Source organism: Rhizobacter koreensis, assembly GCF_013366375.1.
Lineage (GTDB): Bacteria > Pseudomonadota > Gammaproteobacteria > Burkholderiales > Burkholderiaceae_C > Schlegelella_A > Schlegelella_A koreensis.
The window spans coordinates 239,004-261,876 of the sequence record NZ_JABWMJ010000004.1; the positions used below are offsets into that span (position 1 = coordinate 239,004).

19 protein-coding genes and 1 tRNA gene are annotated in these 22,873 nt (G+C 70.8%); 19 read left to right on the forward strand and 1 reads right to left on the reverse strand.

Features of this window, described 5'->3' with window-relative positions; translation table 11 throughout:
- Positions 1-2 precede the first annotated feature (2 nt).
- The 18 genes from scpB to HQN59_RS10560 all read left to right on the forward strand — a co-directional run bounded on the left by scpB (position 3) and on the right by HQN59_RS10560 (position 20,149).
- On the forward strand, positions 3-1,085 hold the full coding sequence (gene scpB / locus HQN59_RS26105) for an SMC-Scp complex subunit ScpB (protein WP_246294832.1): 1,083 nt from the start codon (positions 3-5) through the stop codon (positions 1,083-1,085).
- Positions 1,082-3,430, forward strand: a complete 2,349-nt coding sequence (locus HQN59_RS10480) for a pseudouridine synthase (protein ID WP_176068912.1) — start codon at positions 1,082-1,084, stop codon at positions 3,428-3,430. The genes scpB and HQN59_RS10480 overlap by 4 nt, the downstream gene beginning before the upstream one ends.
- Before the next feature lie 321 nt (positions 3,431-3,751).
- Entirely contained in the window at positions 3,752-4,177 is a 426-nt protein-coding gene (gene ndk, locus HQN59_RS10485) for a nucleoside-diphosphate kinase (protein WP_176069216.1), read from the forward strand.
- A gap of 10 nt (positions 4,178-4,187) precedes the next feature.
- Entirely contained in the window at positions 4,188-5,360 is a 1,173-nt protein-coding gene (gene rlmN, locus HQN59_RS10490) for a dual-specificity RNA methyltransferase RlmN (protein WP_176068914.1), read from the forward strand.
- Between the two features lie 2 nt (positions 5,361-5,362).
- Positions 5,363-6,193 carry a type IV pilus biogenesis/stability protein PilW gene (gene pilW, locus HQN59_RS10495; protein WP_176069217.1) on the forward strand — a complete coding sequence of 277 codons (831 nt, stop codon included), beginning with the start codon at positions 5,363-5,365 and terminating at the stop codon, positions 6,191-6,193.
- Positions 6,186-7,031 carry a helix-turn-helix domain-containing protein gene (locus HQN59_RS10500; protein WP_176068916.1) on the forward strand — a complete coding sequence of 282 codons (846 nt, stop codon included), beginning with the start codon at positions 6,186-6,188 and terminating at the stop codon, positions 7,029-7,031. The genes pilW and HQN59_RS10500 overlap by 8 nt, the downstream gene beginning before the upstream one ends.
- Before the next feature lie 5 nt (positions 7,032-7,036).
- Positions 7,037-8,332, forward strand: coding sequence for a flavodoxin-dependent (E)-4-hydroxy-3-methylbut-2-enyl-diphosphate synthase (gene ispG, locus HQN59_RS10505; protein WP_246294859.1), 1,296 nt, complete (start codon positions 7,037-7,039; stop codon positions 8,330-8,332).
- A gap of 53 nt (positions 8,333-8,385) precedes the next feature.
- Positions 8,386-9,699 carry a histidine--tRNA ligase gene (gene hisS, locus HQN59_RS10510; protein WP_176068918.1) on the forward strand — a complete coding sequence of 438 codons (1,314 nt, stop codon included), beginning with the start codon at positions 8,386-8,388 and terminating at the stop codon, positions 9,697-9,699.
- Between the two features lie 28 nt (positions 9,700-9,727).
- The gene (locus HQN59_RS10515; protein WP_176068920.1) at positions 9,728-10,399 is read left to right on the forward strand and encodes a YfgM family protein; all 672 of its coding nucleotides are present in this window, start codon (positions 9,728-9,730) and stop codon (positions 10,397-10,399) included.
- Entirely contained in the window at positions 10,396-11,565 is a 1,170-nt protein-coding gene (gene bamB, locus HQN59_RS10520; protein WP_342451171.1) for an outer membrane protein assembly factor BamB, read from the forward strand. Before HQN59_RS10515 ends, bamB begins: the two co-directional genes overlap by 4 nt.
- 16 nt (positions 11,566-11,581) lie before the next feature.
- Positions 11,582-12,937, forward strand: a complete 1,356-nt coding sequence (gene der, locus HQN59_RS10525; protein WP_176068922.1) for a ribosome biogenesis GTPase Der — start codon at positions 11,582-11,584, stop codon at positions 12,935-12,937.
- A 72-nt stretch (positions 12,938-13,009) separates the two neighbouring features.
- Positions 13,010-13,252, forward strand: a complete 243-nt coding sequence (hfq, locus tag HQN59_RS10530) for an RNA chaperone Hfq (RefSeq protein WP_176068923.1) — start codon at positions 13,010-13,012, stop codon at positions 13,250-13,252.
- A gap of 61 nt (positions 13,253-13,313) precedes the next feature.
- On the forward strand, positions 13,314-14,576 hold the full coding sequence (gene hflX / locus HQN59_RS10535; protein WP_217704023.1) for a GTPase HflX: 1,263 nt from the start codon (positions 13,314-13,316) through the stop codon (positions 14,574-14,576).
- Positions 14,573-15,928, forward strand: a complete 1,356-nt coding sequence (gene hflK / locus HQN59_RS10540; RefSeq protein WP_176068925.1) for an FtsH protease activity modulator HflK — start codon at positions 14,573-14,575, stop codon at positions 15,926-15,928. Before hflX ends, hflK begins: the two co-directional genes overlap by 4 nt.
- Positions 15,929-15,946: 18 nt before the next feature.
- Complete coding sequence (gene hflC / locus HQN59_RS10545; RefSeq protein WP_176068928.1) at positions 15,947-16,831, forward strand: protease modulator HflC; 885 nt, start codon at positions 15,947-15,949, stop codon at positions 16,829-16,831.
- Positions 16,832-17,013: 182 nt separating this feature from the next.
- On the forward strand, positions 17,014-18,174 hold the full coding sequence (locus tag HQN59_RS10550; protein ID WP_176068930.1) for an ATP phosphoribosyltransferase regulatory subunit: 1,161 nt from the start codon (positions 17,014-17,016) through the stop codon (positions 18,172-18,174).
- A 49-nt stretch (positions 18,175-18,223) separates the two neighbouring features.
- Entirely contained in the window at positions 18,224-19,588 is a 1,365-nt protein-coding gene (locus HQN59_RS10555) for an adenylosuccinate synthase (protein ID WP_176068932.1), read from the forward strand.
- 39 nt (positions 19,589-19,627) lie between these two features.
- The gene (locus tag HQN59_RS10560; protein ID WP_176068934.1) at positions 19,628-20,149 is read left to right on the forward strand and encodes a phosphoribosyltransferase; all 522 of its coding nucleotides are present in this window, start codon (positions 19,628-19,630) and stop codon (positions 20,147-20,149) included.
- 204 nt (positions 20,150-20,353) lie between these two features.
- Here the strand turns inward: HQN59_RS10560 and HQN59_RS10565 are convergent.
- Positions 20,354-20,438, reverse strand: a tRNA-Leu gene (locus HQN59_RS10565).
- A 72-nt stretch (positions 20,439-20,510) separates the two neighbouring features.
- Here HQN59_RS10565 and rnr point away from each other — a divergent pair.
- Positions 20,511-22,754, forward strand: a complete 2,244-nt coding sequence (gene rnr, locus HQN59_RS10570; protein WP_176068936.1) for a ribonuclease R — start codon at positions 20,511-20,513, stop codon at positions 22,752-22,754.
- Positions 22,755-22,873 lie beyond the last annotated feature (119 nt).

Here is a 22,873-nt window from a genome sequence, read left to right on the forward strand (position 1 = left end):
TCATGAACACGCTGGATGCCAAGCGCGTCCTTGAGACCGCGCTCATCTGCGCGGCCGACCCGCTGACGCTGCGCGACATGCGCGTGCTGTTCGCCGACGAGGTCGGCCCCGACACCCTGCGCAGCCTGCTCGACGAGCTCGGCCGCGACTGCGAGGGGCGCGGCATCGAGCTGGTTCCGGTGGCCAGCGGCTGGCGCTTCCAGAGTCGGCCGGAGATGCGCGAGTACCTCGGGCGCCTGCGTCCCGAGCGCCCGCCGCGCTACTCGCGCGCGCTGATGGAGACGCTCGCGATCATCGCGTACCGCCAGCCGGTCACGCGCGGCGACATCGAGGACATTCGCGGCGTCGCGGTGTCGAGCCAGATCGTCAAGCAGCTCGAGGACCGCGGCTGGATCGAGACGATCGGCTACCGCGAGGCGCTCGGACGCCCGGCGCTGCTCGGCACGACCCGCCAGTTCCTCGACGATCTGGGTCTCGCGAGCCTCGAGGACCTGCCCGCGCTCGCCGGTCCGGACGGCCTCGATCCCACGGCGAGCCTCGGCGCCGCTGCCGCCGAAGCCGCCGCGCGGCTCGAACGGCAGGCCGACCTGGCCTTCGTGGGCCCGCCCGAAGCCGCCGATCCGACGGGAGGTGACGCGGTCGCCGGGCCGCCAGAGCAGCCGGCGTCGGCCGCCGTCGACGCGTCCGACGCCGATGGAACCCAGCCGCCGGCGGTCGCATCGGCTGCTGGCGACACGGTTCCGAGCGACGTGGCGCTCTCCGACCGCGCGACCCGAGTCGGCCTTGGGGCGGCGGTCGAGCATGCAGCGCCCGCGGACGATGCCGCCCCGGGCGAGTGGGCCGCATCGAACGACGAGGCCGCTCCGCTCGACTCACCCGCAGCGGCCGAGCCGGCTGCGCCGGTCGACCATGCGACGCCCCTCGAGCAGCCGGCATCCGGCGATCAGCCGGCGCCGGTGAAAGCCGCTGCTTCGAGCGCGCCTGCCGAATCCCCCGCCTCAGCCGACGCGCCCGAACTCCCCTTGCCGACAGAACGTACCGACGTCCTTCCGATCCCGCCCGACGCCATGGAATCCCGCGAATGAACGACAGCATCGATCCGGCAGCGCCGGTGCCCGAGTCCTCGAACGACACGCCGACGGCCGACGCGCCCAAGCCGGCGCGGCGAAAGCGTGCGGCAGCGGCTGCCCCCGAAGCCGACCCGACGTCGGCTGGCGCGAGCGCGGACGCAAGCGCCGCCGTTGGTGCGCCCGGCGAGGCATCGGACACTGCGCCCGCGGCCAGGCCGCGCCGGCGTCGCGCCGCGACGGTGGATGCCGACCCGGGCGTTGGCGCATCCGGCGATGCCGGCGAGGACAGCGGCGGCGCTGCCGAGCCAGCGGCGGCTGACGAGGACGCGCCCGCGCCGCGCCGCCGGCGCACGCGCTCGGCGGCAGCCGCAGGCGCCGCCGACGCCGCGGGGCAAGACGAGAGCGCCGGCACCGCCGCCGCGACGAGCGCGGCAAGCGGCGACGCGCAGGACGCGGGCGCAGCCGAGCGCACCGGCCGGGACGCCCCTCGGCACAGCGTCGGCACCGCGAGCGCGTCGGAACGCCACGACGCTGAAGGTGCCGGCAGTCATGCCGACGGCGGCTCTGCCGAGTCGGCCCCTTCCGCTGCTGCTGCATCGCCGTCCCAGGCCGGCGCGGAAGCCGGCACCTCGCCGCGGGCCGTCGCGGACCCGGCTGCCCCGCGCAGCGGCGACGAGGCAAGCGCCGCGCCGCAAAGGGCCGACGCGCGCAGCGACGCCGACGACGGTTCTTCCTCCGACGCCGACGCATCGGGTCAGACCGAAGCCGGCTCCGATCCCGACGCCTCCCGTGGCGAGCGGCGCCGCCGCAACCGCCGCGATCGCAAGCGCGGCGCGCGCGAGGACGGCGGCGCGCCGCTCGCGCCGCTTGCCGGTGCAGACGGAGCCGCCGACGCGACGCCGGGCGTGCTGCGCGACATCCCGCCCACCGTCAAGCCGCCGCAGCCCGAAGTGGGCGAGGTGTTCGCGCAGGTGCTGTCGGGCGAGTTCGACGCGGCGGTCGACGTTCCCGAGGGCGAGGAACCCGCACCCGCACGGCGCGTGCTCGCGCCCGACCCCGACGCGCCGAAGCTCCACAAGGTGCTCGCGCAGTCGGGCGTCGGCTCGCGCCGCGACATGGAGCAGATGATCGCCGACGGCCTGATCACCGTGAACGGCGAGCCCGCGCACACCGGGCAGCGCGTCTCGTTCGGCGACCAGGTGCACGTCAACGGCAAGCTGGTGCGGCTGCGCATCGTGCCGCCGCCGCCGCGCATCATCGCGTACCACAAGCCGGTGGGCGAGATCGTCTCGCACGACGATCCGCAGGGGCGGCCGACCGTGTTCCGGCGCCTGCCGCGCCTCGCGCACGGCAAGTGGCAGTCGGTCGGGCGCCTCGACATCAACACCGAAGGCCTGCTGCTGTTCACCAACTCGGGTTCGCTCGCCAACCAGCTGATGCACCCGCGCTTCGGCGTCGAGCGCGAGTACGCCGCACGCGTGCTCGGCACCTTGCAGCCGGACGATCGCGCCGCGCTGCTCGAGGGCGTCGAGGTCGACGGCCAAACCGCGCAGTTCAAGTCGATCACCGACGGCGGCGGCGAAGGCGCCAACCACTGGTATCGCGTCGTCATCACCGAGGGCCGCAACCGCGAGGTGCGCAAGCTCTTCGAGGCGGTCGAGCTCACCGTGAGCCGGCTGATCCGCATCCGGTACGGCACGGTGGTGCTGCCGCACGGTTTGAAGCGCGGCCAGTGGATCGACCTCGACGATGCCGACGTGCGTGCAATCCGCCGGATGGCCGGCGGCGATGCCGCCGAGCGCCCGCCGCAAGGTCCGCGCGAGGAGCGCGCCGGTGCCAAGCGCAACGATCGCGGCGAGCGCCCGCGTGGCGACCGCAACGAGCGCCCGCCGCGCAGCAACGACCGTCCGCGTCAGGGCGGGCCCGGCGCCGGTCAGGTCCCGCGCGCGCGCAACGACGAGCCACGCGCGGCGCGTCCGCCGGTCGACGATCGTCCGCCGGGCGACGACCACGACGAGGATTTCGAGCTCGACCACGGGCCGATCCCGAACCCGCTCGAGCAGACCTTCGACAAGCGATTCGTGCAAAACCCGCGCAGCCCGGCGGGCGGGCGCGGCTTCGCGCGCGGCGGCGGCGGCTTCGGTGCCGGCGGCAGCGGTCCGGCGCCCGGCCCGAAGGGTGGCCCGGGGCCCAAGCAGCCCGACCCGCTGCAGACGTCCGTCGGCTACATCGGCGCCGACGCTTTCCACCGCAAGAACAAGAACCGCGGTCCGCGCGGCGGCGGCGGCGGCAACTTCGGCGGCGGGCAGGGCGGATTCGGCGGCGGTGGCGGCGGCTTCGGAGGCAGGCGCGGTCGCTGATCTGGGCCTGGCCGACGGGCAGGGACGCAATTCGCACCCTTTCGCACGTGAGCGGTCGGTGGGCCCGGCTCAGGTCGGACCAGCGACCGCCGTTCGGAGCGCCGAGGCGCCGTCGTCAGCAAAGAGGGCTCATCCGCTGCGCCGGCACCGCGTCGACCCGCAACTCGCGCACGTGGCGACACGCCGCGCACCGCATGGGTAAGCTGACGGCCATGCCGCATCTCGCCCCGAGTCCACGCCCGCACGTAGGGTAGTCCCCGGTATGGCGAGGCCGCGACGCTACAATCCGAGGCTTTGCCAAACGCTGACCCGGAGAACTCTATGGCGCTCGAGCGCACCCTTTCGATCATCAAGCCCGACGCCGTCGCCAAGAACGTGATCGGGCAGATCTACTCGCGTTTCGAGGGCGCGGGGCTGCGCATCATCGCGTCGCGGATGGCGCATCTCTCGAAGAGCGAAGCGGAGGCGTTCTACGCGGTCCACAAGGAACGTCCGTTCTTCAAGGACCTGGTGTCGTTCATGATCTCGGGTCCGGTGATGATCCAGGTCCTCGAGGGCGAGGACGCGATCGCGATGAACCGTCGCCTGATGGGCGCGACCGACCCGAAGAAGGCGGACGCCGGCACGATCCGCGCCGACTTCGCGGACAGCATCGACGCGAACGCGGTGCACGGTTCCGACGCGGCCGAGACGGCTGCCGTCGAGATCGCGTTCTTCTTCGCCGGCATGAACCTCTACAGCCGCTGACGACGCCGCGATGAACCTGCTGCAGCCCGACCGTGACGCGCTCGCCGAGTGGTGCGCGCAGATCGGCGAGCAGCGCTTTCGCGCCACCCAGCTGTTCCGCTGGATCCATCAGAAAGGCGCCGCCGACTTCGCGACGATGACCGATCTCGCGAAGTCGTTTCGCGAGAAGCTCGCCGCCCGGGCCGAGATCCGCGCGCTGCCGGTCGCGAGCGAGCAGGTCGCCGCCGACGGCACGGTGAAGTGGCTGTTCGACGTCGGCGCCGGCAACGCGGTCGAGACCGTGTTCATCCCCGAGACCGGCCGCGGCACGCTCTGCATCTCGTCGCAGGCCGGGTGTGCGGTCGGCTGCCGCTTCTGCTCGACCGGCCACCAGGGCTTCAGCCGCAACCTCACGACCGCCGAGATCGTCGCGCAGCTCTGGTACGCGGAGTTCGCTCTGCGCAAGCGCCTCGGTCTTGCCGACGGTGAACGCGCGATCACCAACGTCGTGATGATGGGGATGGGCGAGCCGCTGCAGAACTACGCCGCACTGGTGCCCGCGCTGCGCATGATGCTCGACGACCACGGCTATGGCCTGTCGCGTCGCCGCGTGACAGTCTCGACCTCGGGCGTCGTGCCGATGATCGACCGGCTCGGCGACGACTGCCCGGTGGCCCTCGCGGTGTCGCTGCACGCGCCGAACGATGCGCTGCGCGACAGCCTGGTTCCGCTCAACCGCAAGTACCCGATCGCCGAGCTGATCGCGGCGTGCAACCGCTACCTCGCGCGTGCGCCGCGCGACTTCATCACGCTCGAGTACTGCATGCTCGACGGCGTCAACGACCGCGACGCCGACGCTCGCGAGCTGGCCGCGCTGGTGCTGGGCGCACCGGGTCCGCTCGGCGAACGCCGCCAGGGCCTCGCCTGCAAGATCAACCTGATCCCGTTCAACCCGTTCTCCGAATCGGGCCTCAAGCGCTCGCCCGATGCGCGCGTGGCGGCGTTCGCACGCGTGCTGCAGGACGCCGGCCTCGTGACCACCGTGCGCAAGACGCGCGGCGACGACATCGCGGCAGCGTGCGGGCAGCTCGCCGGTGAAGTGCAGGACCGCACCAACGCGAAGACGCGCGTCGCCGAGGCCTCGATCCGCATCCATCGCCGCACCGACGCCGCGCTCGCTGCCGCGGCCGAGAGGCCCGCGTGAGCATGCGGTCGGCACGGCTTGCCCGCCCGCTCGCCGCCGGCATCGCGGCGGGGCTCGGCGCGTTCGCGCTCGCCGGTTGCGTGTCGACGACGTCGACCAAGGCCGACCTGCCCGCGGCCAACACGCGCGACCGCATCACGGCGTCGGACGAGCCCGATGCGATGCGGCGCGCGCGGGCGCGCTTCGACCTGGCGTCGGCGTACTTCAGCCGCAACCAGATGATGACGGCGCTCGATCAGGTCAAGCTCGCGCTCGATGCCGACCCGAACTACGCCGAGGCGTACAACCTGCGCGGCCTCATCTACTCGAATCTCGGCGACACCGCGCTCGCCGAGGAGAGCTTCCGGCGCTCGCTGCAGCTCAAGCCTCGCGACCCGGACACGATGCACAACTACGGCTGGTACCTGTGCCAGCAGAAGCGCTATCCGGAGGCGCAGTCGTTCTTCACCCAGGCGATGGCGATTCCGCAGTACCGCGGGACGGCGCGCACGCTGCTCACCCAGGGCATCTGCCACGCCTACGCCGGGCAGCTCGCCGAGGCCGACAACACGCTGAGTCGCGCCTACGAACTCGACCCCGGCAATCCGTTCGTCGCGGTCAATCTGTCGCAGGTGCTCTATCAACGCGGCGAGTACGAGCGCGCGCGCTTCTACGTGCGCCGCGTCAACGGCATGACCGACATCTCGAACGCGCAGACGCTGTGGCTCGCCGCCCGCATCGAGCAGAAGCTCGGCAACCAGCAGGGCGTCACGCAGTTCGGCACGCAGCTCCAGAACCGTTTCCCCGACTCGCGTGAGGCGGCGGCGTATGCCCGAGGTTCGTTCGATGAATGAGGCGACCGCTTCGACCGCCGCCGGCGGAGCGCAGAGCGCGGGCGCACTGCTGCGCGCGGCGCGCATGGCGCAGGGCATCGAGATCGAGGCGCTCGCCGCGGCGATCAAGGTGACGCCGCACAAGCTCGAGCTGCTCGAGCAGGATCGCCACGCCGAGCTGCCCGACGCCACCTTCGCGCGTGCGCTCGCGCAGACCGTCTGCCGCGCGCTCAGGATCGACCCGTCGCCGGTGCTGCGGCTGCTGCCGCCCGCCGGCGGCTACCGCATCGAGCAGGTCGACGAAGGGCTCAACACGCCGTTTCGCGAGCGCCCGGGCCACTTCGTTCCGCAGCCGTGGGCGGTGCTCGCGAGCGCCAAGCTGTGGGTCGGGCTGGTCTTCGTCCTGGCCGCGCTGATCGCGGTGTTGCTGCTGCCGTCCAAGCTGTTCAGCGTGTCGACCACGCCGCGTCCGGTTGCCGCGTCGCCGGCGGCGAGCAGTACGCCGACGACGGTGACCGAGGTCATTCCCGCGGCCGGGACCGACGCGGTCGCCTCGGGGACGGTGGCGCCCGAGGCGGCGGCATCGGATGCGCCGGCCGACGCCGCGTCGGGCGCCGGCGGCACACCCATCGTGCACGTGCAGGCGAGTGCGCCGTCGTGGGTCGAGATCACCGACGCACAGGGTCAGGTGCTGCTCGGCCGCTCGCTCAAGGCCGGGGAGGCGCTCGGCGTCGACGGCTCGCCGCCGCTGCGCGTGCGCATCGGCAACGCCGCGGCGACCCAGCTCAGCTTTCGCGGCGAGCCGCTCGCGCTTGCCGCCTACACCCGCGACAACGTGGCGCGGCTCGAACTGAAGTGAGCCAGATGAACGACCTCTCGATGGACATCGGCAGCTTCGTCGAGCCGGCGCGTCCGGCGCCGCGGCGCAGCCGGCAGGCGACGGTGCGCTGGGGCAGCCGGGTCGTGACGATCGGCGGCGACGCGCCGGTGCGCGTGCAGTCGATGACCAACACCGACACCGTCGACGCGATCGGCACCGCCATCCAGGTGAAGGAACTCGCGCAGGCCGGCTCGGAGCTGGTCCGCATCACCGTCAACACGCCCGGGGCCGCAGCGGCGGTGCCGTACCTGCGTGAGCAGCTCGACCGCATGGGCGTCGACGTGCCCCTGGTCGGCGACTTCCATTACAACGGTCACCGCCTGCTGGCCGACTACCCGGCATGCGCCGAGGCGCTCAGCAAGTACCGCATCAACCCCGGCAACGTCGGCAAGGGCGACAAGCACGACCGTCAGTTCGGGCAGATGGTCGAGATCGCCGCGCGCCTGAACAAGGTCGTGCGAATCGGCGTCAACTGGGGCAGCCTCGACCAGGAACTGCTCGCGGCCATGATGGACGAGAACGCGCAGCTCGCCGAGCCGCAGCCGCCGCAGCAGATCATGTACCGGGCGATCATCGCGTCGGCGCTGCAGTCCGCCCGGCGCGCCGAGGCGCTCGGCCTCGCGCCCGAGCAGATCATCCTGTCGTGCAAGATGTCCGGCGTGCAGGACCTGATCAGCGTGTACCGCGCGCTGGCGCGGTCGTGCGACTACCCGCTGCACCTGGGCCTCACCGAGGCGGGCATGGGCACCAAGGGCACGGTCGCATCGACGACGGCGCTCGCCATCCTGCTGCAGGAGGGCATCGGCGACACGATCCGCGTCTCGCTGACGCCGCAGCCGGGCGAGGCGCGCACGCAGGAGGTGGTCGTCGCGCGCGAGATCCTTCAATCGCTCGGCTTGCGCACCTTCAACCCGAGCGTGACCGCGTGCCCGGGCTGCGGCCGCACCACGAGCACCACGTTCCAGGAGCTCGCCAAGCAGATCGACGACTACCTGCGGGCGCAGATGCCGATCTGGACCGCGCGCTACCCGGGCGTCGAGGGCCTCAAGGTCGCGGTGATGGGCTGCATCGTAAACGGCCCCGGCGAGAGCAAGCACGCCGACATCGGCATCAGCCTGCCCGGCACCGGCGAGGCCCCCGCGGCGCCGGTGTTCATCGATGGCGAGAAGGCGCTCACGCTGCGCGGCGAGACCATCGCCAGCGACTTCCAGGTGCTCGTCGAGCGCTACATCGAACAGCGCTTCGGCGCCGCGCGCGAGCCGCTGACCGTCGGCGCCTAGGCGCCGACTCCCCGACTTCACGCGAGCAGGCGCTCGCGCCGACCTGCTTCGCCATGACCGAACCCGTCCGCAAGCTCGCCCCGCTGCAGGGCATCAAGGGGATGAACGACATCCTGCCGCCCGAGTCGGAGCGCTGGGAATGGTTCGAGGGCGTGGTGCGCGAGCTGATGCGGCGCCACGGCTATGCCAACGTGCGCACACCGATCGTCGAGCCGACGGCGCTCTTCGTGCGCGGCATCGGCGAGGTGACCGACATCGTCGAGAAGGAGATGTACTCGTTCGAGGACGCGATGAACGGCGACCGCCTGACGCTGCGCCCCGAGAACACCGCGGGCGTTGTGCGCGCCGTCACCGAGCACTCGTTCCTGCGCGACGGCGGCAAGCGTCTCTTCTACATCGGGCCGATGTTTCGCCACGAGCGGCCGCAGAAGGGGCGCTATCGCCAGTTCCACCAGGTCGGCGCCGAGGCCATGGGCTATCCGGGTCCGGACGTCGATGCCGAGCTGATCCTGATGGTGCGGGCGCTATGGCGCGAGCTCGGCCTCGTGGTCGGCGACCACGTGCGGCTCGAGATCAACAGCCTCGGCCAAGCCGACGAGCGGAGCGCGCACCGGCGCGCGCTGATCGCCCACTTCGAGGCCCACCTCGATGCGCTCGACGACGAGGCGCGTGCTCGTCTGCACCGCAACCCGCTGCGCCTGCTGGACAGCAAGCACCCGCCGATGCAGGCGGTGATCGAGAGCGCGCCGCGTCTTATTGACCACCTGGGCGACGAGTCGCTCGCCCACCTGGCGGGCGTGCGCGCGATCCTCGACGCGGCGGGGCTCGAGTACCGCATCAACCCGCGCCTGGTGCGCGGGCTCGACTACTACAACCTCACGGTGTTCGAGTGGGTCACCGATCGGCTCGGCTCGCAGAACACGGTGTGCGGGGGCGGCCGCTACGACCCGCTGATCGAGCGTCTGGGCGGCAAGCCCGCGCCGGCGGTGGGCTGGGGCATGGGCATCGAACGCGTCTTGCTGCTGCTGAAGGAGCTCGCGATCGAGGCGCCGGCTCGGGCGCCGACGGTCTACGCGGTGGTGCCACGGGCCGAGGCGAGCGCGGCGGCGACCCGGGCCTGCGACACCCTGCGCGCCGCGGGCGTGTCGGTCGTGATGCACGCAGCCGGTGCCGACGGCTGGGGCAGCATGAAGAGCCAGCTGCGTCGCGCCGACGCGAGCGGCGCGCGCTACGCGCTGATCTTCGGCGACGACGAGCTCGCGCGCGGCGAGGTCGCGCTCAAGGCTTTGCGCGAGCCCGATGCCGAGCAGCGCACCTTGCCGCTTGCCGATATCGCCCGCTGGGGCGCCGAACTCGGCACCGCATAATCGCGCGTTCACCGGAACCGACTCTCGCATGGCTACCCATCTCGACCTCGAAGAACAAGAGCAACTCGACCAGCTGAAGGCGTTCTGGAAGCAATACGGGAACCTGATCAGCTGGATCGTCATCGCCGCCGTGGCAGCCTATGCCGCGTGGTCGGGCTGGAACTACTGGCAGCGCGACCAGGCCGTGAAGGCCGGCGCGATGTACGACGAGCTGTCGCGTGCCGCACAGGCCGGTGACGCCGAGCGCGCCAGCCGCGTGTTCGAGGACCTGAAGTCGCGCTACCCGGGCACGGTATTCACGCAGCAGGCGGCGCTGATGGCGGCGCAGGCGCAGGCCGACAAGGGCCAGCCCGATGCCGCGCGTGCCACGCTGACCTGGGTCGCCGACAATGCCGCCGAGCCCGAGTACCGCACGATCGCGCGCCTGCGCCTCGCGGGCCTGTTGCTCGACGAGAAGAAGTACGACGAGGCGCTGCGCGTCCTCGACGAGGCCAAGGCCCCGAACTTCGCCGGGCTGGTCGCCGACCGCCGCGGTGATGTCTTCCGGGCACAGGGCAAGGACAACAGCGCGCGCTCGTCGTACCTGGCAGCCTGGCAGGCGATCGACGAGCGCGTCGCCTACCGCCGCCTCGTCGAAGCCAAGCTCGGCGCGCTCGGCGTGACCCCGCCGGCGGCCGCCGCCTCGGGGGCCTCGAAGTGACCCGCGCACGCAGCAGCGCCGCGCCCGGGGCGCGACGCGGCAGCGCCGGTGCGGCGCTCGCCGCCGCGCTGGTCATGGCCGCCGGCCTGGTGGCCGGCTGCGGGTCGTCGCCGCAGCGCCCGGCGCCGCGACCCCTGGCGCCGCTCGGCGCGGCCAAGGTCGACGTGCGGCCGGCGTGGAACCAGCAGATCGGTCCGGTGCAGTTCCCGCTCGTCGTCGCCGTCAACGGCAACGTCGCGACCGTTGCCGCGAGCGACGGCAGCGTGCATGCGATCGACGCCGACAGCGGCCGCGCGCTCTGGCGCGCCAACGTCGGCGCCAAGCTCGGCGCCGGGGTCGGCAGCGACGGCCGCAGCGCCGCCGTCGTCACCCAGACCGGCGAGCTCGTCGTGCTCGAGAACGGCTCCGTCAAGTGGCGGCGTGCGGTCGGCGCGCGCGTCGCGACGCCGCCGCTGGTCGCCGGCGAGCGCGTCTTCGTGCTCGCCGTCGACCGATCGGTGCACGCGTTCGACGGCTCCGACGGCCACAAGCTCTGGTCGGTGCAGCGCCCCGGCGATCCGCTCAACCTGCTGCAGGCCGGTGTGCTGCTCGCGGTCAAGGACACCCTCGTCGTCGGTCAGGGCCCGCGCCTCGCCGGCCTCGATCCCAGCAACGGGGGCGTGCGCTGGGAGGCGCCGATCGGCTCGCCGCGCGGCGCCAACGAAGTCGAGCGCCTGGCCGATCTGGTCGGCCCGGTGGTGCGCGCCGGCGACGTCGTCTGCGCGCGCTCGTTCCAGGCCGCTGTCGGCTGCGTCGACGCCGATCGAGGCGTCACCGCATGGGCCAGGAACGTCGGCGGCACCGACGCGGTCGGCGGTGACGCCACGCTGCTGTTCGGCGCCGACGCGTCCGACCGCATGACGGCGTGGCGCCTGCCGACGGGCGACGTGGCGTGGACCAGCGAGTCGCTGCTCTACCGCGGCGTGGGCGCGCCGGCCGCGATCGGCGGCTCCGTGGTCTACGGAGACGAGCAGGGCACGCTGCACTGGCTGGCGCGTGACAACGGCGAGGCACAGCAACGCCTCGCCACCGACGGCAGCCCGATCCAGGTGCGGCCGGCGGTCGTCGGGTCGACGCTGATCGTCGTCACGCGCAACGGCGGCGTGTACGCGTTCCGCTCGCCCTGACGCGAGCGCGCGAGCGATGAAGCCGGTCATCGCCCTGGTCGGGCGTCCGAACGTCGGCAAGTCGACGCTGTTCAATCGCATGACGAAGAGCCGCGACGCGATCGTGGCCGATTTCGCCGGGCTGACGCGCGATCGCCACTACGGCGACGGGCGGCTCGGCGAGCACGAGTTCATCGTCGTCGACACCGGCGGCTTCGAACCCACCAGCACCGGCGGCATCGTCAAGGAGATGGCCAAGCAGACGCGCCAGGCCGTGGCCGAGGCCGATGCCGTCATCTTCGTCACCGACATCCGCAGCGGCGTGTCGGGGCACGACCACGAGATCGCGCAGTACCTGCGCGTCGCGGGCAAGAAGGTGATCCTGGCCGTCAACAAGGCCGAGGGCATGAGCGAGTCGCCGTTGCTCGCGGAGTTCTTCGAGCTCGGCCTGGGCGAGCCGCACCCGGTATCGGCGGCGCACGGGCAGGGCGTTCGCAGCCTCACCGAGGCCGCGCTCGAGGGCCTCGTCAGCTTCGACGAACCCGACAACGACGAGGGCGATGCCGAGAGCGACCGCGACGATACGCCGATCCGCTTGGCGGTCGCCGGTCGCCCGAACGTCGGCAAGTCGACGCTGATCAATACATGGCTCGGCGAGGAGCGCCTCGTCGCCTACGACCAGCCGGGCACCACGCGCGACGCGATCAGCGTGCCGTTCGAGCGCGCCGGGCAGAAGTTCGAGCTGATCGACACCGCCGGGCTGCGCCGGCGCGGCAAGGTGTTCGAGGCGGTCGAGAAGTTCTCGGTGGTCAAGACGCTGCAGGCGATCGCCGACTCGAACGTCGTCCTCCTGCTGCTCGATGCCACCCAGGGCGTGAGCGAGCAGGACGCGCACATCGCCGGCTACATCCTCGAGAGCGGGCGCGCGGTGGTGCTCGCAGTCAACAAGTGGGATGCGGTCGACGCCTACCAGAAAGAGACGCTCGAGCGCTCGATCGAGCAGCGCCTGCCGTTCCTTCGCTATGCCGAGATCAAGAACGTCTCGGCGCTCAAGCGCCAGGGCCTCGGGCCGCTCTGGAAGGCGATCGCCGACGCCCACGCATCGGCGCACTGCAAGATGCCGACGCCGGTGCTGACCCGGCTGCTGCTCGAGGCGGTCGAGCACCAGGCGCCCAAGCGCGTCGGCACGTTCCGCCCGAAGCTGCGCTACGCGCACCAGGGCGGACGCAACCCGCCGATCGTGGTGATCCACGGCAACTCGCTCGAGCACGTCACGGACTCGTACAAGCGATATCTCGAGGGACGCTTTCGCGCCCATTTCAAGCTCACCGGAACGCCGCTGCGCATCGAAATGCGCTCGTCGAAGAACCCGTTCACCGAGCGCGACGGCTAAGTCCTCACGCGGGATTGCCCTAAGGGGCCTGTGTTAACGTTTCCCGCTTCCTACTAACATCACGGAGTCAACGTGAGCAATAAAGGGCAACTTCTACAAGACCCCTTCCTGAACCTGCTGCGCAAGGAGCACGTTCCGGTTTCGATTTATCTGGTCAACGGTATCAAGCTGCAAGGCCATATCGAATCTTTCGACCAGTATGTGGTCCTGCTTCGCAATACCGTGACGCAGATGGTCTACAAGCATGCGATCTCGACCGTGGTGCCCGGTCGCGCGGTGAATTTCCAGACTTCCGACGCGGCCGAGCAGCCTTGATCGCGCGACGTCCTGCAGCGTTCCCGAGCTCCTCGACTGCCGCTCGACCGGCTTTCCCGCATTGAGCGCCCCTGACGCAGCGCCCGAGCGCTCCGGCGAGCCCGCGCGCGCCATCCTCGTCGGCGTCGACTTCGGCAACAATCCGCGCTTCGACGAGAGCCTCGACGAGCTCGCGCTGCTCGCCGAATCGGCGGGCGACGTCGCGGTCGCCCGCATCGTCGCGCGTCGCAAGGCGCCCGACGCCAAGCTGTTCGTCGGTTCCGGCAAGGCCGACGAGATCCGCGACCTGGCCAAGGACAACGAGGCCGAGGTCGTGCTGTTCGACCAGCCGCTCTCGCCGGCGCAGCAGCGCAACCTCGAGCGCCACCTCGGGGTCGCGGTCGCTGACCGCACCATGCTGATCCTCGAGATCTTCGCCGACCGTGCGCAGAGCCACGAGGGCAAACTCCAGGTCGAACTGGCGCGCCTGCAGTACCTGTCGACCCGGCTGGTGCGGCGCTGGAGCCACCTCGAGCGCCAGCGCGGCGGCATCGGCGCGCGCGGCGGCCCGGGCGAAGCGCAGATCGAGCTCGACCGCCGGATGATCGGCGAGCGCATCAAGAGCGTGAAGAAGCAGCTCGAGCGCGTGAAGAAGCAGCGTCAGACGCAGCGCCGCTCGCGCGAGCGCAACCAGAACTTCGGCGTCTCGCTGGTCGGCTACACCAACGCCGGCAAGTCGACGCTGTTCAATGCACTCGTCGACGCCGAGGCCTACGCGGCGAATCAGCTGTTCGCGACGCTCGACACCACGACGCGCCAGCTGCGTCTCGAGGGCGTCACGCGCAGCGTCTCGCTCTCCGACACCGTCGGCTTCATCCGCGACCTGCCGCACAAGCTGATCGAGGCGTTCGAGGCCACGCTGCAGGAATCGAGCGACGCCGATCTGCTGTTGCACGTGGTCGACTGCGCCAACCCCGAGCTCGCCGGCCAGATCGCCGAGGTCGAGCGCGTGCTGGCCGAGATCGGGGCGTCCGAGATCCCGCAGATCCTCGTTTACAACAAGCTCGACGCACTGCCGGAGACCGAGCGGCCGCGGGGCCTGCGCGTCGACACCCAGCTCGAGAACGGCCGCCGGGTTCCGCGCGTGTTCGTGAGCGCGCGCACCGGCGAGGGACTCGACGTGCTGCGCGGCCTCATCGCCGACGCGGTCGCGGGCCGCCTCGAATCCTCCTTGAACCCGCTGCCCGAGAGCGCATCTTCGGGCGAGCCCGGGCGCGTACCGGACCTGCCCGCGGCCGACGCGGGCGCTCTGCCGAACACCGGCACCTTCGATCCCAAGCCATGAGCATCCGCCTTCCAGAACCCGGCCCCGATGGTCTTGCCGCGCGCGTGCTCGCGCTCGTCATCGCGGGCCTCGCGTTGCTCGGCGGGATCGGCCGCGCGGCATGGCAGCGCGTGACGGCAGCGCCGACGACGAGCCCGGCCGGTGCCGATCGTTTGCTCGCGACGGGTGGCCGCGGCGACGGCCCGCCCGACCTCGACGAGCTGTGGCGCGACTTCAACCGCAAGCTGAGCGGCCTGTTCGGCAACAAGGGCGGCGGCGGCAACCGCAACAACACGCCCGAGCCCGGCAACCAGCGCCCGAGCTTCCAGCCGAACATGCGCAATGCCGGCGTCGGTGCCGGGCTCATCGCCGGCATCCTGATCCTGATCTGGCTCGGCAGCGGCTTCTTCATCGTGCAGGAAGGCCAGCAGGCGGTCGTCACCTCGTTCGGCCAATACAAGCACACGGTCGACGCCGGTTTCCAGTGGCGCCTGCCGTATCCGTTCCAGGCCCACGAGACCGTCAACGTGACGCAGCTGCGCTCGAAGGAGGTCGGCCGCAACGTGGTGGTACAGGCGACGGGTCTGCGCGACTCGTCGATGCTGACCCAGGACGAGAACATCGTCGACATCCGCTTCACGGTGCAATACCGGCTGAACGACGCACGTGCGTTCCTGTTCGAGAACCGCGACCCGGAGGAGGCGGTCACGCTCGCTGCCGAGTCGGCGGTGCGCGAGATCGTCGCCAAGGCCAACATCGACTCCGTGCTCTACGAGCAGCGCGACGCGATCGCCGCGGACCTCGTGAAGTCGATCCAGGGCCAGCTCGACCGGCTGCGCGCCGGCATCCTGATCGTCAACGTGAATCTGCAGAGCGTGCAGCCGCCCGAGCAGGTGCAGGCCGCGTTCGAGGACACGCTCAAGGCGGGCCAGGACGCCGACCGCGCCAAGAAGGAAGGCCTCGCCTATGCGAGCGACGTGATCCCGAAGGCGCAGGGCTCGGCGGCGCGGCTGCGCGAGGAAGCCGAGGCGTATCGGGCCCGCGTGATCGCGCAGGCCGAGGGTGATGCGCAGCGCTTCAACCAGGTGCTCGCCGAGTACCAGAAGGCGCCCGGCGTCACGCGCGACCGGCTCTACATCGAGACCATGCAGCAGATCTACTCGAATGTCGCCAAGGTGATGGTGGAGACCCGCAACAACTCGAACCTGCTCTATCTGCCGCTCGACAAGCTGCTGCAGCAGAACGCTGCGGCGGCCCCCAACGTCGCCCCGCCCGCCGCCACCGCACCACCGATGGAGACGCCGGTCAGCGCCGGCGGCGTCGACATCCGCTCGCGCGACGCCCAGCGTGGCCGCGAGCGCGAGACCCGCTGAGCCGGGGGGAACACGAACATGAATCGTCTCGGTCTGATCGTCGGCGGCGTCCTGCTCGCCCTCATGCTGCTGTCGTCGATGCTCTTCATCGTCGACCAGCGCCAGGTTGCCGTGATCTACGCGCTCGGCGAGATCAAGGAAGTCATCCAGCAGCCGGGCCTGAAGTTCAAGCTGCCGCCGCCGCTGCAGAACGTGGTGTTCCTCGACCGCCGCATCCAGACGCTCGACAGCCCGGAGAACCGGCCGATCTTCACGGCCGAGAAGAAAAGTCTGGTGATCGACTGGCTGGTCAAGTGGCGCGTCAGCGACCCGCGCCAGTTCATCCGCAACAACGGCACCGACATCCGCAACCTCGAGGCGCGCCTCGCGCCGGTGGTGCACGCGGCGTTCAATGACGAGGTGACCAAGCGCACCGTCGGGGGCGTGCTCTCGCGCGAGCGCGACAAGGTCGTGCAGGCGGTGCTCGCCCGCCTCGAGGACGATGCCAAGTCGTTCGGTGTGAGCATCCTCGACGTGCGCATCAAGCGCGTCGACTTCGTCGCCAACATCACCGACTCGATCTACAGCCGCATGGCGGCCGAGCGCAAGCAGGTCGCCAACCAGCTGCGTTCGACCGGTGCGGCGGAGGGCGAGAAGATCCGCGCCGATGCCGACCGCCAGCGCGAGGTGATCCTGGCCGAGGCGTATCGCGAGGCGCAGAAGGTCAAGGGCGACGGCGACGCCAAGGCGTCGGCGCTGTTCGCCGGCGCGTTCGGGCGCGACCCGCAGTTCGCGGTGTTCTATCGCAGCCTCGAGGCATATCGGGCGAGCTTCCGCAACAAGTCGGACCTGATCGTCGTCGACCCGGCTTCGGAGTTCTTCCGCGCGATGCGCGGCGCGGCCGCGACGGGCGCGGCGCGCTGAAGCGCAGGCCGTCGGCCGCGTAGAGCGCCGCGCGAACACCACGCGGGAGGCGCTTGCGCCGCCGACGTAGGGCGCCCCGTGCGTCGGCCGTCCCGGCGCGGGCATGCGCGCGTGCCCACGGCGGCGTCGCAGCCGGCCGAGTCGGCACTCGTACAATCCGCCTTTTACTCACCCGCTCCCGTATGTCCTCTGCCTGGCTGCTGCCGGAGCACATCGCAGACGTGCTGCCCTCGGGCGCACGGCACATCGAGGCGCTGCGCCGCGGTCTGCTCGACGGCGCCGAGCGCTATGGCTTCGAGCTGGTGATCCCGCCGCTGCTCGAGCACATCGAGTCGCTGCTCTCGGGGACCGGCCACGAGCTCGATCTCAAGACCTTCAAGCTGGTCGACCAGTCGAGCGGCCGCACGCTGGGCCTGCGCGCCGACAGCACGCCCCAGGTGGCGCGCATCGATGCCCACATCCTCAACCGCGAGGGCGTGGTCCGGCTCTGCTATTGCGGGCCGGTGCTGCACACGCGAGCGTCGGGCAGCAACGCGAGCCGCGAGCCGCTGCAGTTCGGGGCCGAGATCTACGGCCACGCCGGTCTGGAAGCCGATCTCGAGATCCAGGATCTCGCCCTCGAGTCGCTTCGCATCGCGCAGCTCGACGACGTCGCGCTCGATCTCGCCGATGCACGCATCGTGCGCGGCATCGTCGCCGGCGTGCCGGTCGATGTGAAGGCGCTCGACGCGGTCTATGCGGCGCTCGCGGCCAAGGACGTCGCCCTGCTGCGCGAGCTCACCGCCGGGTTCCCGGCCGACTCACGGCGGGCGCTGCTTGCGCTCGTCGGCCTCTACGGGGGTGTCGACGTCATCGACGCGGCGCAGCGCGAGCTGCCCGACCGGCCGCTGATCGGTGCCGCCCTCGACGACCTGCGCCGGCTCGCCGATCACGCCGCGGCGACGCACCCCGAAGTGGCGGTTGGCTTCGACCTCGCCGACCTGAGCGGCTACGCCTACTACAGCGGCCCGCGCTTCGCGGTCTATGCCACCGGTGCGAGCGACGCCGTCGCGCGTGGTGGGCGTTACGACGAGGTCGGCGCCATCTTCGGCCGCAACCGCCCAGCGGTCGGGTTCAGCCTCGACGTCAAGCAACTGGCGGCGCTGAGCCCGCCGCCTTCCTCACCCGACGTGATCCGGGCGCCGCGGTCCGACGACCCCGCGCTGCGCCGCACGGTGCGCGAATTGCGTGCCGGCGGCGCGGTCATCGTCACCGATTTCGAGAACGGCGCGGCAAGCGGCCGCGGCGCCTGGCGCCGCGAGCTGGTCGCGGACGCCGGACGCTGGAGCCTTCGCGAATGTTGATCCGACCGATTGCCCCCGAGGGCACCTGCGCCGCCTGCGCGCGCCCCGCATGAGCGCGATTCCGAGCAGCGAGCCGCCTGCGCGCGGTGCCGCGTCGACCGCTCGCAACGTCGTCGTCGTCGGCACCCAGTGGGGCGACGAGGGCAAGGGCAAGGTCGTCGACTGGCTGACCGATCACGCGCAGGCGGTGGTGCGCTTCCAGGGCGGCCACAACGCCGGTCACACGCTGGTCATCAAGGGCGTCAAGACCGCGCTGCAGCTGATTCCCTCGGGAATCATGCGCGAGGGCGTGGCGTGCTACATCGGCAACGGCGTGGTCGTCGACCCGGTGCACCTGATGAGCGAGATCGGGCGACTCGAGGCGATCGGTCTCGAGGTGCGCTCGCGCCTCTTCATCAGCGAGGCGTGCCCGTTGATCCTGCCGTTCCACGTCGAGGTCGACACCGCGCGCGAGCGTCTGCGCGAGTCGAGCGGCGTCGGCAAGATCGGCACCACCGGCAAGGGCATCGGCCCGGCGTACGAAGACAAGGTCGCGCGGCGCGCGCTGCGGGTGCAGGACCTCAAGCACCCCGAGCGCTTCGCGGCCAAGCTGCGCGAGCTGCTTGACCTGCACAACTTCGCGCTCACCGGCTACCTGCACGCGCGCGCGCTCGAATTCGCGCCGATCTTCGACCACGCGATGACGGTCGCGGAGGCGATCCGCCCGATGATCGGCGACGTCGGCTACGCCCTTCACAAGGCCAACGGCGCGGGTGCCAACATCCTGTTCGAAGGCGCGCAGGGAACCCTGCTCGACATCGACCACGGCACCTATCCGTACGTGACATCGAGCAACTGCGTGGCCGGCAACGCGGCCGCCGGGTCGGGCGTCGGACCGCAGGCGCTGCACTACATGTTGGGCATCACGAAGGCGTACACCACGCGCGTCGGCAGCGGCCCGTTCCCGACCGAGCTCGGCATCGACGAGGCCGGCAGCGTCGGCCATCATCTCTCGACGGTCGGCCAGGAACGCGGCACGGTCACCGGTCGGGCCCGCCGCTGCGGCTGGCTCGACGCCGCCGCTCTGAAGCGGTCGATCATCATCAACGGCATCTCGGGCCTGTGCATCACCAAGCTGGACGTGCTCGACGGACTGCCCGAGATCCAGGTCTGCGTCGGCTACGACCTCCATGGCGAGCAGATCGACATCCTGCCGCTCGACCCGGACGACATCGCCGCCTGCCGGCCGATCTACGACACGTTCCCGGGCTGGACCGAGAGCACCTTCGGCGTCACCGAATGGGATCGCCTGCCGCTCAATGCGCGGCGCTATCTCGAGCGCGTCGAAGGCTTCATCGGAGCGCCGATCGACATGGTGTCGACCGGGCCCGACCGCGATCACACGATTGTCCTGCGCCACCCGTTCGCGCGCTGAGCGCGAGCGCATCCACCTTCAAAGAGTGACGAGACCGCGATGCTGACCGAGGACGGCAAACACCTGTACGTGTCGTGGGACGAGTACCACATGCTCATCGAGCGGCTGGCGCTCAAGATTCACGCGTCGGGCTGGGAGTTCGACCAGATCCTGTGCCTCGCGCGCGGTGGGCTGCGCCCCGGCGACGTGATCTCGCGCGTGTTCGACAAGCCGCTCGCGATCATGTCGACGAGCTCGTACCGGGCCGAGGAGGGCACGATCCAGGGTCGGCTCGACATGGCCAAGTACATCACCATGCCCAAGGGCGAGCTCGCCGGCCGCGTGCTGCTGGTCGACGACCTCTCGGACTCGGGGATCACGCTGCGCGCGGTGGTCGACCGCCTGCGCGGCATGGCGGCGATCACCGAACTGCGCTCGGCGGTCATCTGGACCAAGGGCGTGTCGTCGTACACGCCCGACTATCACGTCGAGCTGCTGCCCACGAGCCCGTGGATCCACCAGCCGTTCGAGGAATACGACCACTTGCGGCCGGACGGGCTGGCCAAGAAGTTCGTCATCTGACGAGTGCCGGCGCACCGAGCATGGCAGCGCCGCGCCGAGTTCGAAGCCTCTTCATGGCGCCGGTGCCGGGGCGCCGGCGTGCGGCGGCTAACGCTGCGTGCGCGGGCGCGCCGGCTGCCGTGGGCGTGGGCGTGGGCGTGTGGTCGACGAGAAATAGCCGCACCATTGAAAAAGCGCGCCGGAGCGCGCTTCTCGAACCATTGCTGGTGCCCAGGAAAGGACTCGAACCTTCACACCTTGCGGCGTACGGACCTGAACCGTATGCGTCTACCAATTCCGCCACCTGGGCATTCAGGACAACCAAGACTTTACCATCAAAGCGACGCCATTGAAGAACAATCCTGACGTTTCGACCGAGCTCATGAGCGAGGTCGAAGGCACGGTGCAAGGTCACCGCGACGGCCACGGCTTCGTTGTCCGCGAGGGCGCGGCCGCCGACCTCTACCTGTCGCCCCAGGAAATGCGCGGTGTGCTGCACCGCGACCGCGTGAAGGCGCGCATCGTCCGCTACGACAAGAAGGGCCGTCCGGAAGGGCGCGTCGTCGAGATCCTCGAGCGCCGCAAGACGCCGATCATCGGCCGCCTGCTCAGCGAGAACGGCGTCTGGCTCGTCGCTCCCGAGGACAAGCGCTACGGCCACGATATTTTGATTCCGCGCAACGCGATCGCCAGCGCCGAGCCCGGCCAGGTGGTCGCGGTCGAGCTCACCGAGCCGCCGTCGATGCACTCGCAGCCGGTCGGGCGCGTCACCGAGGTGCTCGGCGAGATCGACGATCCCGGCATGGAGATCGAGATCGCGGTGCGCAAGTACGAGGTGCCGCACAAGTTCTCGGACGAGGCGCTTGCCCAGGCTGCGGCGCTGCCGGACCAGATCCGTACTGCCGACCGCAAGGGCCGCATCGACCTCACCGACGTGCCGCTGGTCACCATCGACGGCGAGGACGCGCGCGACTTCGATGACGCGGTCTACTGCGAGCCGGCGAAGGTGGGGCGCTCCAAGGGCTGGCGCCTGATCGTCGCGATCGCCGACGTGAGCCACTACGTCAGGCCGGGCGAGCCGCTCGACGCCGACGCCTACGAACGCGCCACGTCGGTCTACTTCCCGCGCCGCGTGATCCCGATGCTGCCCGAGAAGCTCTCGAACGGGCTGTGCTCGCTGAACCCGCACGTCGAGCGCCTCGCGATGGCCTGCGACATGCTCGTCACCGCGGAGGGCGAGGTCGAGGCCTACCAGTTCTACCCGGCGCTGATCGAGTCGCACGCGCGCCTCACTTACGGCGAGGTCGCCGCGATCCTCACCAACACGCGCGGGCCCGAAGCCGCCAAGCGCGCCGACCTGGTGCCGCACCTGCTCGATCTGCACGAGGTCTACCGCGCGCTGCTGAAGTCGCGGGCGGTGCGGGGCGCGGTCGACTTCGAGACCACCGAGACACAGATCGTCTCCGACGAGAACGGACGCATCGAGAAGATCGTGCCGCGCGTGCGCAACGAGGCGCACCGGCTGATCGAGGAATCGATGCTTGCCGCCAACGTGTGCTCGGCCGACTTCGTCGCGCGTGCCAAGCACCCCGCGCTGTACCGGGTCCACGAGGGCCCGACGCCCGAGAAGCGGACGCTGCTGCAGAACTACCTGCGCGCGCTCGGCATCGGTCTGTCCATTGGCGACGATCCCAAGCCGGCCGAGTTCCAGGCCATCGCCGAGGCCACCAAGGACCGGCCCGATGCCGCGCAGATCCACTCGATGCTGCTGCGCTCGATGCAGCAGGCGATCTACACCGGCATCAACAGCGGCCACTTCGGCCTTGCGTACGAGGCCTACACGCACTTCACGAGCCCGATCCGGCGCTACCCCGACCTGCTGGTGCATCGCGTGATCAAGGCGCTGCTGCTCGGCAAGCGCTACGTGCTCGGTGCCTCGACGAGCGCCGACGCGCTGGCCGAGCGCACCAAAGGCACCAAGCCACCCCGCAACACGGGCGAGGCGAAGCCGGCGGTCAGCCCTGAGCTCGAGCCGTGGCAGATCGCGGGCGCGCACTGCAGCGCGAACGAGCGGCGCGCCGACGAGGCCTCGCGCGACGTCGAGGCGTGGCTCAAGTGCCGCTACATGCGCGAGCACCTGGGCGAGGAGTACGGCGGCACTGTGAGCGCGGTGACGAGCTTCGGGCTCTTCGTCACCCTCGATGCGCTCTACGTCGAGGGCCTGGTGCACATCACCGAACTCGGCGGCGAGTACTTCCGCTTCGACGAGGTGCGCCAGGAGCTGCGCGGCGAACGCAGCGGCCTGCGCTACGTGATCGGCACCCGGGTGCGCGTGCAGGTCAGCCGGGTCGACCTCGACGGCCGCAAGATCGACTTCCGCATGGTCCACGATGACGCGGAGGAAGCCGCGCTGATGCGTGCGCGGCGCGAGCGCAATGCCGAGAGGTCGCAGAGCGCGGCCGACGAGCTGAGCGCGATCAAGGGTGCCGACCGCAGCGCCAAGGCGGCCACGCGCGCCAAGACGAAGAGCCGCAGCAGCGCGGCGGGCAGCGCGCGCGCCGCCAAGAACGCGACACGCAAGTCGGCGAGCGCGCGCGGCAGTGCGACGCGCAAGAGTCGCGGCTGAACCGAAGGAGCGGCGGACAGGAAGGGATCGCACGTCGCTCGGCACGCCGCCGAGTCGGCGCGGGCGCAACCGGTCGTTCTCGACAACTCATGGAACCTGCCCCAAATCATCCGCGGGTG